The following is a 15067-nucleotide window of genomic DNA, read 5'->3' as shown; positions in this document are numbered from 1 at the left end:
GGCCTTTCCCAGGTGGTACAGACGAGGGCGCGTGTGCCCTAGGGAGGAGCACCGATGGCGAGTAGGCCCGAGCGGCTGCTGCGCGAAGGAAGGATGCCACTCAGCGCCTCGTTCCTGGAGCTCTTCTTCGACTTGGCGTTCGTGCTTGCCCTCAACCAGTTGGCCCAGCATCTGCTGGAAGACCTCACGCTTGGCGGCGTGCTACGCACCGTGTTGCTGCTGACGGCTGTCTTGTGGATCTGGGTGCCCACCGCCGTGTTGACCGACTGGTTCGACGCGGAGACCCCGACCATCCGAATCGTGTTGATCACCGCCACGCTAGGGAGCGTACTGGCCGGGGCGGCGATCACCCAGGCGCTGGGTGGTTGTGGGCTGCTCTTCGCCGGCGCCTACGTCGCGGTCCACGTCAGGTGGCGTCGGCCGGGACAGACCAGGGGCGCAGGGACCTTCGAAGGTCCCTGCACCCCATCGTGCGCGGTCTACCCAATCAGCTGTAGACCTCGAACTCGAACAGCGAGTAGCCCCAGGCTGTGGCGCGAGTCGTACCGTTGATCCGCACATATCGGCCGGTGGCGGCCAGCGCGGTGTTGTCGTCCACGGCACCGTCGCCACCGGTGATCGTCCGGGCCGTGGTCCAGGTTGTTCCGTTGGCCGACGTCTGGATCTGGTACCCCGAGCCGTACGCCGCCTCCCAGGTCAACTTGACCCGATTGATGGGGTACGACTGACCGAGATCCACCTGGATCCACTGCGGGTCGGCGAAGACACTCGCCCACCTGCTGGTCAGCGAACCATCGACCGCAGCGGAGGCCGGAAAGGCGACCGCCTCGGTGCTCGACGCAGTCACCGGCTTGTTCAACGCCAGGTTGCCCGAGGGCGGCTGTACGACGCCGCCGCCGTAGACCTCGAACTCGAACAGCGAATATCCGTAGGCGGTGGCGCGGGTCGTACCGTTGATCCGCACGTAGCGACCCGTGGCGGCCAGCGCGGTGTTGTCGTCCACCCCACCGTCGCCGCCGGTCACCGTCCGGACCGTGGTCCAGGTGGTCCCGTTAGCCGACGTCTGGATCTGATACCCCGAGCCGTACGCCGCTTCCCAGGTCAGCTTGACCTGGTCGATGGAGGTCGACTGGCCGAGGTCCACCTGGATCCATTGCGGATCGCTGAAGGTGCTCGCCCACCTGGTGGTCAGCGAACCGTCGACCGCGGCCGAGGCCGGGAATGTGCCGGACTCCGTGCTCGACGCCGTCACCGGCTTGTTCAACGCCAGGTTCCCCGACGGCGGTTGGGTGGTGCCGGAGGTGAACGTGAAGTCGTCGATGTCGAACAGCGATCCCGCGCCGCCGGTGAACACCAGGTACAGCTGGTGCGTTCCGGCCGGTGGGCTGATCGTCCCGGTGACGTCGGCCCACGTCTCCCAGCCACCGGTCGGGGCGACCTGCACCGTGCCGGCCACCGGGCCGGTTGGTGAGTCGACCCGGACGGTCAGCGTGCCACCGACGCCGGCCGAGGCGACCCGCGCCTTGATCCCGGTGATGCCGGCCAGGTTGTACGGCGTGAAGGAAATCCAGTCGCCGTTCTCGATGTATCCGATGGCGTTGCCGCCGTGGGCGCTGGGCTTGGCGGCGAGCTGGACGCCGTTCATGGTGCCGAAGTGCTCGGCCTGCCGGGTCCGCGGTTGCAGCACGTGCTGGTCCTGGACCGCGACCCCGTTGACCGGGGTGTACACGGCGGCGAGCACTCCGAAGATGTTCGCGGATGCGTCGTGCTCACCGTCCACCGTGGTCTGGATCGACCCGGTGCAGCCGTTCTTGCTGGTGATCGGGTGACCGTGACTGTCGTGGCCGAGGATGTAGTTGAGCTGGACCCGGTTGCAGTCGATGGTGCCGGCGTTCGGATCGGTGACCCTCACCTCGTAGGGCACCAGGTCGCCGAACTGGAACACCGATCCGTCGGCCGGCGTAATCAATTGGATGGATGGTCGGCCGACCCCGATGACGGTACTGGCCGTCGAGGTTCTGCCGCTGGGGTCCCGTACCGTCAGCGTCGCGGTGTACTCGCCGTTAGCCGGGTAGGTGAATGTCGGGTTGGCCGCCGTGGAGTCGGTGCTGCCGTTGCTGGTGAAGTCCCAGGCGTACGTGATCGGGTCGCCGTCCGGGTCGTTGCTGCCCGCCGAGCTGAACTGCACGGCCAGCGGCGCCGCGCCGGAGGACGGGGTGGCGCTGATCTGCGCGATCGGTGCCCGGTTGCCGCCGGTGTTGTACTCGATCCGGTAGAGGGCCGAGTTGGCGTCGCCGCCGAACCAGGTGGTGCCGTAGTCGAGCACGTACAGGGCGCCGTCAGGCCCGAACTCCATGTCCATGATCGCGGTTCCGGACCACGGGATCGGCTCGATCGCGCCGGCCGTGCCGTTGGCGTTCAGGGTGACCGCCTTGATCCAGCGACTGGTGAACTCGCCGAGGAAGACCTTCCCGTTGTACGACGCCGGGAACTTCACGTCGGAGGCCAGCGCCGGGTTGAAGTTGTAGACCGGACCGCCCATGGGACCGCCGCCACCCAGCTCGGGCCGCCAGGGCCCCTGCCCGCCGTAGGGCAGCCAGGCCGCCTGCGACGGCGGCAGCGTGGTGATGCCGGTGTTGTTCCGGGAGTTGTTCGTCGGCCCACCGGCGCAGTTGTACGGGCCGGACGACGGCCCGCTGGGGAACGTGAACTCCTGGTAGGGGGTGTTGTAGTTGGAGCAGTACGGCCAGCCGTAGAAGCCCGGCTGGGTGATCCGCTCGAACGAGACGGTGCCCGCCGGCCCGCGCTGCGGGTCGGCAGAGCCGGCGTCGGGGCCGTAGTCACCGAGGTAGACGACTCCGGTCGCCTTGTCCACGCTCATCCGGAACGGGTTGCGGAAGCCCATGGCGTACACCTCGGGCCTGGTGTTCGCCGTGCCCGGGGCGAACATGTTGCCGGCCGGGATGGTGTAGCCCCCCGTCGCACCCGGCTTGATCCGCAGCACCTTGCCGCGCAGGTCATTGCTGTTGGCCGAGGTACGCTGCGCGTCGTAGGCGGGGTTGCGGTCGGCCCGCTCGTCGAGCGGCGCGGAACCGGCCGAATCGAACGGGTTGGTGTCGTCACCGGTGGACAGGTACAGGTTGCCGGCGGCGTCGAAGTCGATGTCACCGCCGACGTGGCAGCACAGCCCACGGCTGGTCGGCACGTCGAGGATCGTCACCAGCGAGGCCGGGTCGATCGTGTTGTCGTCTCGCACGGTGAGCCGCGCCAGCTTGTTGGAGCCGTTGAACGGGGCAAACTGCGCCGCTGTGCCGGTGGACGGAGCGTCGCCGCCCGGCGTGCTGAGCGGTGGCGCGTAGTAGACGTACACCCAGCGGTTGCTGGCGAAGTTCGGGTCGGCCTTGATGCTCTGCAGACCCTCCTCGTCGTGGCTGTAGACCGGCAGCGTCAGGGCGACTTTGGTGTTGCCGTTGACGTCGGTGTGCCGGATGACGCCGTTCCGCGAGGTGTGCAGCACACCCCGGTTGGGCAGCACGGTGAGGCCCATCGGTTCACCGGTCTCCGCCACGCCCTTGGCCAGGTTCACCTGGTTGAACGTGCCGACGGGGGCCTGCACGGAGCAGTTGCCGATGTTCTGCGCGGCGTACCTGATGCCGCCGAGCAGGTGGGTGCGGAAGTTGGCCTCGGTGTAGCTCTCCTGGGTATGGCCGAGGCCGGTGTACCAGGAGCGGCCGCCGTCGTAGGGCCGGCACCACGAGATCGGGTGGTCGCCGTTCATGGTGCCGCCGGTGTACGTGGCCTCGTTCAGATTCGCGAGGACGTGCACCTGCGAGCGGGGGTTGGTGCGGTAGTTGTACAACTCGTCGGTGCGGTTCCAGTTCACCGGGATACCCGCGTTCGAAGGGTGGGCGGTGTCCTCGATGCGGACGGTGGCCGGCTGGATCGCGGGGTGGCTGGAGAAGTAGGCGCCGACGAGGTTGCCGTACCAGGGCCAGTCGTATTCGGTGTCGGAGGCGGCGTGCACGCCGACATAACCGCCGCCGGCGCGGATGTACCGCTCGAACGCGGCCTGCTGGGTCGAGTCGAGCACGTCGGCGGTCGTGGACAGCCAGATGACCGCCCTGAACCTGGCCAGGTTCGTGTCGGTGAACTGGGCGGCGTCCTCGGTCGCCTCGACCGTGAAGTTGCCCTGCGTGCCCAGTTGCTGGATCGCCGCGATCCCTGCGGGGATCGCGTCATGCCGGAACCCCGCGGTCTTGCTGAAGACCAGCACCGAGAAGTCGGCCGCGAATGCCGGGGCGACGTTGACGCCCATCCCGGCCAGCACAAGAGCGACGATGAGCAGCATTCTGCGAATCATGATCGGTTGGTTACCTCTCGTGAGGAAGTAGCCGAAACGTGCGCCGATCACGTCTCGAACGTGGCCGCGGTGGGCGGCCCCGCGGGTAGGTCCCGGGACGCGCACAGCGGTGTCGCGCCTGTCCCTGCAGTGGAGGGTCGTCGGCACGTCGCGCCTCGCTGAAGGTCGCGGCGCCGTATTGGGGTCGGGGGTGGGGTCGGGTGGACGTGAGCGGCTGTTGACGGTGGCTGGTCAGGGGTGCAGCGCCGCCAACTTTTCTTAACCGCCATTCTCGGGAGAGCGCTCTCTCATGGAGGTTTGGAAAAGTTAACAGATTCACCATCGTCCAACAATGCTTCCATCGACCGCCGCGAAATCCGACTGCCGAAGTCCGCCCCGGTCGGCGCGCGCGGCGGTGATCGACGGGACGCTCCGACGAGGTCCTGGCCGGAGCGGGCCTGTCGATGCTCCAGCCATCACTAACAACGACCGGCGTGACCAGCGGCGGGACGCCTCGCTCCGCATCGCGTCAGCGTGTGCGCGGGACAAGGGCATGGATGAGCACGACGGCCGATGCCAGGCGCAACGACGTCGACAGCGGGAACAGCTCGTCGTCAAAGGCAAGGAACCGCAGTCCGCAGTCGCCGTAGGATCCGACGAGCCGAGCACGCAGCCGCCGACATCGTCAGAAATTTCAAACAGGCGTGGGAAGCCAAGGACATCAACGCCCTCATCGGCCTCCTCGACCCCAACGCCACGGCGATCGCCGACGGCGGCATTGTCGGCGCCGTGCTCCACCCGATCGAAGGCGCCGAGCAGATCGGCCGCTCCCTGATCCGCACGAATCGGCGAACCCCGACACCTGGACCCTCAGCCCCTGCACCGCCAAGGCCGATCGGCGATTGATCAGGCGGTCGTCGACGCGAAATGCCCCACGGCGGCGACGGCGAGGACGAGGAAGACCGCGGGAAACGAGATGTTGTGGAACACCCGCGCGCGGGCGTGAGCCAGGATCGCGCCGACGAAGAACAGGACGAGGCCAACGGCTGCGGCCAATCCGACGGGATGTACGCCGAGAAAGCCGAGCACCAGACCGACGACGCCGGCCCCCTCGACCACCGCGAGGTAGGGGATCCACCGTGCGGACAGCCCGACCTCGGCACAGTTGCGCATCACGAAGTCCGCCCTGATCACCTTGGCGATCACCTCGATGGCGTTGCCAAGAGCGCAAAGGACGGTCGCGACGACCAGGACGCCCTCCAGTACGGCGATCATGACGCGCGTCGGCGCGATTGAGCAATCGGTAAACTCATAGGTGCCTCCACGTGCGCGGGTTCATCAGGCTGCGGTCTCTCGCCCCTTCTGACGCCCCGCACGGATGAAAGGTGACCAGACGTGGAACTCGTCGAACACTTCGAGGCTTCGAGGGCCCGACTGATGTCGATGGCCTATCGCATCGTCGGCTCGCGCAACGATGCCGAAGACGCGGTGCAGGCCGCCTGGCTGCGCGCGACATCGGCCGACCCGGCGCAACTGGTCAACCCCGAGGGCTGGCTCACCATGGTGACGGCACGCCTGTGCCTCGACCAGCTTCGCGCCCGCCAACGCCGGCGCGAGGTCCCGCTCAAGGCCGACGACATCCCCAGCGAGCAGCTCGCGGCCGACGAGGCGTTCGTCCGGCGTGAGGACGTCTCCCGGGCGCTGCTGGTCGTGCTCGACGAACTGTCTCCCCCACAGCGGGTGGCCTACGTCCTGCATGACCTCTTCGCCGTCCCGTTCAACGAGATCGGGCCCGTGCTCGACACGACGGTGGCCGCGGCGAAGAAGCTCGCGAGTCGAGCACGGATCCGGCTCACGGACGCTCGTGCGGTCGACCTGCCGGCGTCATGCGCTGGAACACCCGCGACAAGTGGGTGGTCTCGAAGGAGATCACCCACCCACCCCTGATCGATGACGAGAGCTTCGAGCAAGCGCAAGCCCTACTCAGCCGTCGCGCGCGGGCCGTCGACCGTCAGGAGCGCCAGCGTCGCGCCCGCAACCCCTACGTGGGGTTATGGCTCGTGTCCGAGGGACAACACGACTAATTGCCCCACCGTCGTTGACGCTCAGCGCAACCCTGAAGCTCGCGCGAGGCTAGCCATCGTAGTGATCTATCGCTCGCCGCGGCGGGCCGAACGGACCGGGGCGATGCGGGGTCGGCCGACGCGAAACACGGCGAGCGGTTGGCCGGCGACCCGGTCGGCGAGCCGACCGGCGGTCGCGGGGCAGTCGATAAGCTGGCTGAGCGGATGGACCGCCAGGTCGTGCCGGGCGAGAGCCAGCCACGTACGCAGCAGACGTCGGCCCGACCTGATCTGGTCGTCGCCGTCGACGGCGAGGAGGACCAGGACGCTGCCGTCGTAGCGCAACAGGCCGCGGCCGCTGGCGGCCAGCAGCGCCGGCAGGCCCAGTCGGCGGGTGACCGGGTACGCGCGCAGCGCGGCGGACAGGACACGCGCCTCGGTCCGGGACAGGCTGAGCGCCCGGTCCGTGAGTCCGTCGAGGTGATATCGCGGATGGCGTGGACTGAGACGCAGCCAGTCCCGCAACTCCACCGCGACGGCAGGTGTGCGGAACATCCACCGGTCGGCGACGGCCAGGTCCGATACGAGATCTCGGGTCGGGACGTGCGCGATACCCGGCTCGAGATCGGCGAGGACGGCGTCGTCGACGTACCCGGGTGCGTATGGGCCACGGGCGACCCGGCGGGCCTCGATGTCGGCGATCGTGAACGGAGTCGCGTACCTCTGTGCCGCGGGGACCAGTCGTGGACCGGGCGCCACGGTGACGGTGAGGCCGAGTTCGGCGGAGACGATGAGGCATGTCTCGACGAACGCGCCGATGCCGAGGGCCAGATCACGCCCGGTCGGGTCGGAGTCGGGCAGGCGGCACGCGGGATCAACATCGATGGCGATCTCGTCGGTGTGGTATTCCGGTCGCCACGGCTGCGTGTTGTGTGCGCTTGGTGCCCGGCGGCAGATCGCCTCGGTAGCCCGCAACTGCTCGACCCAACTCACACCGCTGTTCCTCGCTCGTAGAAGGTGTACCCGTGCAGTGGCCGCCCACCCGCGCGCCTGTACTGAGCGGCCGAAGCGACGTTCGTCCGCTCCACGAAGGTGCTGCGCAGCGTCCGGTAGCCGTTGCGGGCGAGGTTGCGATGCAACTCCCGGGACAGCAGCGTCAGGTACCCGTTGCCCTGCTCATCGGGAACGGTGCCCTTGATGATGAGGACCGCGTCCCGCCGGTACCGGCCGCGGGTGGCGAGAAGCCGGAGCTGATTGAGTACGCCGAGCCGACCGCCAACGCTCATCAGGTAGTCGGAGATGTCCGGCACGGTGACGACGAACGCGACGGGTCGGCCGGCCTTCTCCAGCCAGAGCAGCAGCGCCTCGTCGAGTAGGACCGCCAGGCCGGCGGTCTGCTCCGCCAGTTGCTCGGCGGAGATGTCGGTGTAGTAGCCCAACTGCGCGAAGCTTGCGTTGAGCATCCGGCGCAGGATCGGCAGTTGGCTGCGCAGGTGCCACCGGGAGCCGTGCCGGATGACGAGCCGTTCGGCAGCCATCCGAGCATCGTCAAAGGTGAACCCATGGTCGGTTCCGGCCGGAGCACCGGCAGTGGGCCGAGCAGCCGTGGCCGTACCGTCGAGGTCGACCAGCCAGGTGTCGGCCTCGAAGCGACGGCGGAAGCCGTGCCGCTCGTACATCCTGGGGTAGTAGGGGGGGTTCCACGCCGAGTCCACGAAGCCACGGTCGGCGAAGCCGGAGGTGATCACCCCGCCGGTCTGGTTGGGCAGCAGGGCCACCGGCCCGAACAGGTGTCGACCGTCGGCCTGGGTCGCAACCGCGTCCATGATGGCGGTGAAGACATCGTCGTCGTCGACGAACTCGGTGTGCCCGAACAACTGTCGTGGGCCGATCTTGTCGTCGAGGGGCGCGCTGCGGTGCATGCTGGTGCGTCCCACGACCTCGCCGCGTCGGTCGCGGACCACGAACAGCTCGGCGGCGTCCCGGTGGGCCGCGATGACCGAAGACACCAGGGGTACGTACCGGTCGGTCGGGTGGAGCCGGAGCGGAAAGTCGACGAATGCGCGCAGGTCGGCCCTTGACTGCACGGGGTCCACTCTCATGCGCGGTGCACTGGCGGGCCGGACGTCTCACGCGAGAGCGTCGTGAACGTAGTTATGTGTGCCATGACGTCGGACTCGGCGCGCCAGATGCCGTTGCTGTAGCCCTCGGGCTCGGCGTTGTAAAGGCGGATGTAGCCGCCTGTCGCGTTCTTCGTGCCGTGATCGGTCACCCAACACATGAGGTCCCGGTGATGGCGGCTGCGGGCGAACGTCAGGAGCGCGTCACGGTCGCTGAAGAAGGCGATGGTGCCGAGCGTGAACGGGAACTGGTAGTAGACGGTGTGCCAACGGTATCCGTCCATCCGTCTCATCTGCCGGACCATTCGGATCCAGCTCCGGGTGAGCGTGATGATCGAGCGCGGCCCCCGGTAACGGGTGGCGCCGACGAACATGGCTGTCGCCTGGCCCACGGCGGGCGCGGCGGAGAAGTCGGTGGTCCTCATGCCAGCGCGCCCTTCACCAGGTAGACGTTCTTTAGTCCGGAACCCGCGGCGGCGAACGGGCCGGTGCCGTACTCGTGGACCTCGACCCGCAGGTCCGCCGCGGACGGGTCCTCGGCGAGGGACTCGGCGAAGTCCCGGCTGACCTCGGCGAGGTGGCGCAACACCCCCGCGCGGCAGGTGTCGGTGAGGGTTCGCCGCTGCACCGGGTCGAGCGCCAGGCCCTCGCGGAGTTGCAGGTTGACCACCGGCCGGCTCTCCAGGTCGGCCTGCTCGGTCACCGCCAGGCAGAAGCTCTGCAGCAGGTGCGCCTGGGGATTGCCCGCGTAGAGGCCGTACTCGACGTCCTGCGGGTAGATGTTGGCGCCCATATAGGAGATCGTGCTGTCCTTGCGGCCGTACAGGAACAGCAGTGGTAGACGCATCCGGTCGACCTGCCAGGCACGGTCCGCGGCGGCCCGCGCTGCGGGGTCGGCGATCGCGGCCCGGACATCCGGGTACGAGATCAGCCGGCCCTCGTCGCCGATGTTGTAGCGGACTCGGGGATTGAGCACCGCCGTGGAGTTGATCGTGCAGAGCACCTCGTGGTCCGCTGTGGTCTCCAGGTAGGTCTCCAGCGGGTTGTACTGGAAGACCATCGGCAGCCGGTGCTCGTCGGCGCCGAGCAGCGCGGTCCGCAGCGCGGCGTCGGTACGCAGCTGTCGGCGGACCCAGACGCTGAAGTCGCTCTCCCCGGCCATGCCGATGGTGAGGTCGCTGGCCCCGTAGCCGGAGCGCACCTTGACGAAGCGCTCCTCCAGGTAGTCGCGCAGCGCCTCGGTCATCCCCTCACCACCGACCAGCCCGCTGATGCGGTATTCGGCCCAGGGGAAGTCATCGGCGTCGAGCTTGTCGCGCAGGTGCTTGAGGAACGGTGGGTAGGCGGTGACGATGTAGTCGAAGCCGGGGCCGAAGTACAACAGGGTGTCGACGATCTTCCGCAGGTCGGGTCCCGTGTTCTTGACCATCGCGATCGCCGACATGGCGATGCCGGTGTTGGTCCCCGTGGCCCAGGCGCCCATCGAGTACGCGTTGATGACGAAGCGCCGCTCGGACGGGAACACCATTGTCGCGTAGCCGGCCAGGTTCTTGTGCACCGAGCGCAGCTCGCGGCGGCTGCGGATCCAGTTGAACGGCTGGCCGGACGAGCCCGACGACTCGTCGACCACGCTCCCGGCGATCTCGATCTGCCCGTGCCGACAACGCTGCGCCTCCGGGTACGCCTGCACGTACGACCGCTTGTCGGTGGGCGGGTAGGACGACAGATCGAACCAGCGGAACCGCCAGTGGTGGCGGTGGAGAAAGACGCCGTACGCGGGCACGTCGATCGCGGCGAACTGGCAGGTCATCCAGGCGTGTAGCCGGGCGAAGCGGCCCATGTAGGGACGGTACTGACGCGCCGTGAGCCGCCACACCGCCGGATGGATCCGGTAGAGGGTGTAGAGCCAGGTCAGGGCGAAGCTCGCGGCCCGCAGGGTCCACCGACGCAGGAATGTCACCACGCGGCAACACTAGGGGTCGGTCGAGCCGGCCACCTGATGACGAATACTCAGCCCTCGTGAGTATTCGAACCCCTGCGGGTTGCAACGAGTTCGAGACGAGGCCGGGTCGGCTTGAGGACCCAACAGTGCGCCATTTCCAAGCTCACTGAACTACTCACTGTTCTCGCTGTTGTTGCCCGGACGGCGCGTCAGTGCCGAATCAGGCCGCCGACCGCAACCGGAGAGACGTGACCGGTTGCGGTCGGCGGAAGGGCTCGCGCCAGCGCAAGACCGGCATCGACCAGCGACGACCGGCACAGACCGGCGACATCTGAAATCGATGTCCAGACCGACTCGGCGGTCTCGCCGTTCGCCTCGGGCCGAAGGACACCACCAGTGATCCGGACCTGGTAAAAGATGCCGACGTTCTGATGCTCGATCCCCAGATGCGCCTCAGCGGCAGGAATCACCCGCGAGTCCACGCCCAGCAGGCGTTCGACCACCGAAACGCAGCCCGTCTCCTCGGCGACCTCCCGCACCACAGCATCGAACGGATCCTCGGCCTGCTCAACCTTGCCACCCGGAAGGGTCCAGTGGGTGTCCCCCGTCGGCGAAACATAATGGGCGAGCAGCACACGCCCTCCTCAATGCACACGGCATACGCCGCCAGCCGGAAACTCATCCGTGCACCCCCCAACCGGACCCTACCGAGCCGGCGACGACCCTCGCGTGACCGGCGTTCGGCGACGCCCTTTCATGGTGCGTAGCGATTGGCTCCGACGTGGTGCAGGGCGAGGATGGCAGGCACGATCGTGGTGGATCGGCGTGGGCAGCAGCGCGGCTGGGTAAGGATCTTCCAGTGGCAGGCTGGCCTCACCGACACCTTGGCCCGGATCCACCTGCCTGCCACCGCAGAAGCGGTCAGTCCGACCGAGGGTCGTACTGCGACCACAGGAGGGAAGCGGCGCCGCCAGCGCTGAGGTCTTCCCAGATTGCTTCCCTGTCGAACTCGCCGTCGACGACAAGCCCGGGGCGCAGTGCGTCCGCATAGCTGGCGACAGGATGCGACCCGACGAAGGCACTCGGTTCGCCGACGGCGACGCCGTCCAGCGACCGACGAAAATCCATGACGAAGGCGTCGAGTACCATCGCGATCGGGGTGTGCGTACGACCGTGGACAACGAGCCGCCCGCCGGGGTCGTCGCAGTCGCCGAGTACGCCCTCGTCTGCCACCAGGTTCCCGCTGATGACGAGTTCCGGCCCTGCGGTGACTCCGCCGAGCGTCACCGCCCGGGCCTCCACATTGCCACAGACCAGGAAGAACGAGGAGCGGTCGTCGGTCACCCAGGTCAGCTCGCTGACCTGGGTCAGGTCGCCGTCGATGATGACGTGGTACGGCGGCCGGGTGAAGTCGAACGCCGACATCAGGTCCCCGTCGACCGTCCAATCGCCCTCGAACAGCCGAATCTCCTGCTGGTCGGCAGGGTCGGCGTAGGGATAGCCAACATGTGCAGACAACGAGAACCGCCGCTCGGCCTCACCGGGATCGATCAATCGATACGCCTCGTGGTCCCACTCCATTCGCGGCACCCTAGCCCCGATGATGCGCTCCGGCGTGGCCCGCTCGGTGGTTCCGGCCGAACGTGGGACCGGTGCCGGGTTTGGCGTTGCAGGTTTACGCGTGGCACGACGCTCGGGCGGACCGGCGACGATGTGGTCGCGCGTGTTACGCCGGCGGCAGCTCGATGAGCGGTCCGCCGCCGGCAAGCCCGGCGTCAACGCCTGCCTGCGGGCTCGCCGGAGAGGTCTTCAGCCTTAAGGGCCTGCTCGGGATGTTGCCCACGGCGGCTGGTGCCCGGGTAGACCGGCATGAGTGGTGTCGGTTGGCCATGGGAGACGAGCACCCGGGCCCGGGCCAAGGCAGGCTGAGGGCTAAACGATCATCAACTCGGAGCTTGGGCATCGCCACCAATACTTCTTTTAACTCCCTCGATCTCCGATCTAACTTCCCGCGCGATCGTTGTAGATATCAGCCCGCGAGCAACACCTAGATTGCCTCGGCAGCAATTGATGAATGCAACGTGCGCCTGCTCCAGGCGATCACGGTGTTGTGGCCAGCTTTTACGGTCAACCAAACCAGTCTTGAATTTGTCAGTCGTTTCCCAGAACAATCCATCGATCACCAATGCCGCCTGGACGATGACCGGATCCGCTGCGAGGCTAAGGTTGGCCAGCGCATTGTTCCATCCCGACCATTCGGTTTCGGGCCGCATCCCCGTCCTGGACCACTTGTAGAATTCATTGTAAATGTAGGAGTAGGCGGAAAGCAGCTGGGCGAAGTAGTCAAGCTGCGCCGTGCGAGCCCAATGCCTTCGCTGGATCCGTCCACTCAGAAAAGCGCCCATCGCCACGCTGATCAACGCGGCCAATACCCCGCCGGCCACCGAGAGCACCACCTGCCACAGGTCCACCATGAATAAAGTGTCCGCGACGCCTGCAAATTGATCATGGCAAGCAGCACCGAAATTGTTGACCGAAAAACGCGGAGACCCCGGCCGCCCTCGATGCCGGCGCAGATCCCGCAATCGTCGCCGGATGGATCACCCAACCCCAGACCGAACAGACACGAGCCGAAGCTGATCTTCAAACGGCCCAGCAGACGGAACCATGCCGGATGAGCCGATCCGAGATCGCCGACCTGGTCCAATCGCTCGGCGACATCGCCACCGTGCTCCGCGACGCCGACCCCGACGACAAAGCCGAGGTCTACCGGCAACTCGGACTGCGATTCACCTACCAGACCGAAACGCAAACGGTGCGCGCTGTAGTCGATCTCAGCGGAGGAACCCGGACCCGCGCCGGGCCCTCAGCATGCCGACAAAGCGGCAACAGAAACGCCAACCAACTTCATCGAACACCAGCTATGGATTCCCACTCGAGTGAAAGACCGAGGCTAATCCTCGAAGGAGACCTGCGCGCCGCCGCTGGGCTATCTCCTCCGGGGCCTGGCACTGGCTTTCCTGCCCGACGAAAGTCGCGAGGAGTTGGGGCACCTTGCCTGCGGCCGAGCGGGGGCGCAGGTGGTGAGCGCCACGGATGCGGCCGGCGGGGACCGGGGCGCACCAGCGATTCAAAGCCCGCCGTCGGCTGTCACCGCAGGCGGGTGACCGTCTTGTGCTCGATGTAGCCGGTCAGGCCGACCTGGCCGTACTCGCGACCGAGGCCGCTGGCCTTGTAGCCGCCGAACGGGCCATCGAAGCTAATCGGCGAGCCGTTCAATGTGACAGTGCCGGTGCGCAGTCGGCGGGCCATGTCCAGTGCCCGCTCGGGGCTCGTCGTCCAGATTCCGCCGGAGAGACCGTAGTCGGAGTCGTTGGCGATCCGCACTGCCTCGTCCTCGTCGTCGTAGGCGATCACGGCCAGGACCGGGCCGAAAATCTCCTCCTGCGCGATGCGCATGTTGTTGGTGACATCGGCGAAGACGGTCGGGGTGACGTAGTTGCCCTGCTCCAGGCCCTGGGGCACCTCGGGGCCACCGGTCACCAGGCGGGCGCCTTCCGCGATACCCAGCTTGATGTAGTCGATCACGCGGTGCTGCTGGTCCGGCCGGATCATCGGGCCGACGAAGGTGTCCGGCTCTGACGGATCTCCGACCTTCAGCGACTCCACCATCTCCTTCAGCGCCGCGACGACCTCGTCGTAGCGGCTACGCGGAGCCAGGATCCGGGTCTGCAGGATGCAGGCCTCGCCGTTGTTGCCCAGGGAACCGAAGCGCAGCCCCTGCATCACGGCGGGCAGGTCGGCGTCGGCCAGGATGATGGCGGCGGACTTGCCGCCCAACTCCAGGCCAACCCGCTTGAGGTGCTCCCCGGCGATCGAGGCGATACGACGGCCGGCCCGGGTCGACCCGGTGAACGAGATCTTGTCAACGTCCGGGTGCGAGACGAGGTATTCGCTGGTCTCCCGGTCCGCCGGGAGAATGCTGAGCACGCCATCGGGGAGGCCGGCCTCGTGCCAGAGGTCGGCAAGCAGCATCATGCTCAGCGAGTTCTCCGGGGAGACTTTCAGTACCACGGTGTTGCCGGCCAGCAGCGCGGGGACCAGCTTGGCGGTGGCGGCGGAGAACGGCGAGTTCCACGGGATGACTGCGGCGACCACGCCGATCGCCTCGCGCCGAACGATGGTGTCGAAAGCCACCGTGGGGTCGGAGGGCTCGACGACCTCTTCCCAGCCGAACTCCTCGGCCGCCTTGAGGTAGGCGTTGACCTGCCGGGTCAGGAAAGGCTGGCCGGCCTTCGTGAACCAGCCGGCCGATCCGTTCTCGGCCGAGATCGCTGCCGCAATCTCGTCGGCCCGCGCGGCGCGCAACGCGTCGTAGCGGCGGATGACCTCTTGGCGCTCCTCCGGGATCGTATGCGGCCACGGCCCGTTGTCGAACGCCGTGCGGGCGGCGGCGACAGCCGCGTCCACATCGGCGTTGGCGGCCTGGGCCACCTGGCCGAGCACGGACTGGTCGTGCGGGGAGCGGATCTCCAGCAGCTTCGAACTGCTGGGCGTCATCCAGGTACCGCCGATGTAGAGCTTGTCGCGAACAATCATCGGT

13 protein-coding genes and 1 pseudogene are annotated in these 15067 nt (G+C 67.4%); 3 read left to right on the top strand and 11 right to left on the bottom strand.

The window, feature by feature from the left end; genetic code table 11:
* The first annotated feature begins 54 nt into the window (after nt 1–54).
* Nucleotides 55–552, top strand: coding sequence for a low temperature requirement protein A (locus tag AB0B98_RS08295; RefSeq protein ID WP_357361530.1), 498 nt, complete (start codon nt 55–57; stop codon nt 550–552).
* Here the strand turns inward: AB0B98_RS08295 and AB0B98_RS08290 are convergent.
* Nucleotides 488–4348 carry a ThuA domain-containing protein gene (locus tag AB0B98_RS08290; RefSeq protein ID WP_357361680.1) on the bottom strand — a complete coding sequence of 1287 codons (3861 nt, stop codon included), beginning with the start codon at nt 4346–4348 and terminating at the stop codon, nt 488–490. The two genes, AB0B98_RS08295 and AB0B98_RS08290, sit on opposite strands and share 65 nt — an antisense overlap.
* An 897-nt stretch (nt 4349–5245) precedes the next feature.
* Entirely contained in the window at nt 5246–5614 is a 369-nt protein-coding gene (locus AB0B98_RS08285; RefSeq protein ID WP_357361529.1) for a DoxX family protein, read from the bottom strand.
* 120 nt (nt 5615–5734) lie between these two features.
* On the opposite strand from AB0B98_RS08285, the gene AB0B98_RS08280 reads away from it, so the two are divergent.
* Together AB0B98_RS08280 and AB0B98_RS08275 are read left to right on the top strand one after the other, a co-directional pair.
* On the top strand, nt 5735–6286 hold the full coding sequence (locus AB0B98_RS08280; protein WP_357361528.1) for a sigma-70 family RNA polymerase sigma factor: 552 nt from the start codon (nt 5735–5737) through the stop codon (nt 6284–6286).
* A complete protein-coding gene (locus AB0B98_RS08275; RefSeq protein WP_357361527.1) occupies nt 6226–6423 on the top strand; it encodes a recombinase family protein in 198 nt (65 codons plus the stop codon). The genes AB0B98_RS08280 and AB0B98_RS08275 overlap by 61 nt, the downstream gene beginning before the upstream one ends.
* Before the next feature lie 66 nt (nt 6424–6489).
* Here the strand turns inward: AB0B98_RS08275 and AB0B98_RS08270 are convergent, their stop codons facing one another.
* From AB0B98_RS08270 to AB0B98_RS08230, 9 genes and pseudogenes are all read right to left on the bottom strand, one after another.
* Nucleotides 6490–7395 (bottom strand): hypothetical protein, encoded by a 906-nt coding sequence (locus tag AB0B98_RS08270; RefSeq protein WP_357361526.1) that lies wholly within the window; start codon nt 7393–7395, stop codon nt 6490–6492.
* Entirely contained in the window at nt 7392–8489 is a 1098-nt protein-coding gene (locus tag AB0B98_RS08265) for a hypothetical protein (RefSeq protein WP_357361525.1), read from the bottom strand. Before AB0B98_RS08265 ends, AB0B98_RS08270 begins: the two co-directional genes overlap by 4 nt.
* A gap of 11 nt (nt 8490–8500) precedes the next feature.
* Nucleotides 8501–8947 carry a DUF4188 domain-containing protein gene (locus tag AB0B98_RS08260; protein WP_357361524.1) on the bottom strand — a complete coding sequence of 149 codons (447 nt, stop codon included), beginning with the start codon at nt 8945–8947 and terminating at the stop codon, nt 8501–8503.
* Nucleotides 8944–10485, bottom strand: coding sequence for a phenylacetate--CoA ligase family protein (locus AB0B98_RS08255; protein WP_357361523.1), 1542 nt, complete (start codon nt 10483–10485; stop codon nt 8944–8946). The genes AB0B98_RS08260 and AB0B98_RS08255 overlap by 4 nt, the downstream gene beginning before the upstream one ends.
* 188 nt (nt 10486–10673) lie before the next feature.
* Complete coding sequence (locus tag AB0B98_RS08250) at nt 10674–11099, bottom strand: NUDIX domain-containing protein (protein WP_357361522.1); 426 nt, start codon at nt 11097–11099, stop codon at nt 10674–10676.
* Nucleotides 11100–11218: 119 nt separating this feature from the next.
* Nucleotides 11219–11323: pseudogene (locus AB0B98_RS08245) on the bottom strand (IS5/IS1182 family transposase); the annotation flags it as partial.
* Between the two features lie 62 nt (nt 11324–11385).
* Entirely contained in the window at nt 11386–12045 is a 660-nt protein-coding gene (locus AB0B98_RS08240; protein WP_357361521.1) for a hypothetical protein, read from the bottom strand.
* Nucleotides 12046–12407: 362 nt separating this feature from the next.
* Nucleotides 12408–12938, bottom strand: a complete 531-nt coding sequence (locus tag AB0B98_RS08235) for a hypothetical protein (protein WP_357361520.1) — start codon at nt 12936–12938, stop codon at nt 12408–12410.
* Between the two features lie 676 nt (nt 12939–13614).
* Nucleotides 13615–15063: an aldehyde dehydrogenase gene (locus tag AB0B98_RS08230; protein ID WP_357361519.1), complete on the bottom strand. Its 1449-nt coding sequence runs from the start codon at nt 15061–15063 to the stop codon at nt 13615–13617.
* Nucleotides 15064–15067 lie beyond the last annotated feature (4 nt).

The organism is Micromonospora sp. NPDC048947 (genome assembly GCF_040649495.1).
Lineage (GTDB): Bacteria > Actinomycetota > Actinomycetes > Mycobacteriales > Micromonosporaceae > Micromonospora > Micromonospora alfalfae.
Note: the sequence above shows the minus strand (reverse complement) of the source record. Positions and strands in the feature narration are given on the sequence as shown.

Coding starts and splice junctions, on each gene's coding strand:
- AB0B98_RS08295 (WP_357361530.1), top strand. CDS start 55: ATGGCGAGTAGGCCCGAGCGGCTGCTGCGCGAAGGAAGGATGCCACTC.
- AB0B98_RS08290 (WP_357361680.1), bottom strand. CDS start 4,348: ATGCTGCTCATCGTCGCTCTTGTGCTGGCCGGGATGGGCGTCAACGTC.
- AB0B98_RS08285 (WP_357361529.1), bottom strand. CDS start 5,614: ATGATCGCCGTACTGGAGGGCGTCCTGGTCGTCGCGACCGTCCTTTGC.
- AB0B98_RS08275 (WP_357361527.1), top strand. CDS start 6,226: ATGCGCTGGAACACCCGCGACAAGTGGGTGGTCTCGAAGGAGATCACC.
- AB0B98_RS08260 (WP_357361524.1), bottom strand. CDS start 8,947: ATGAGGACCACCGACTTCTCCGCCGCGCCCGCCGTGGGCCAGGCGACA.
- AB0B98_RS08240 (WP_357361521.1), bottom strand. CDS start 12,045: ATGGAGTGGGACCACGAGGCGTATCGATTGATCGATCCCGGTGAGGCC.
- AB0B98_RS08235 (WP_357361520.1), bottom strand. CDS start 12,938: ATGGTGGACCTGTGGCAGGTGGTGCTCTCGGTGGCCGGCGGGGTATTG.
- AB0B98_RS08230 (WP_357361519.1), bottom strand. CDS start 15,063: ATGATTGTTCGCGACAAGCTCTACATCGGCGGTACCTGGATGACGCCC.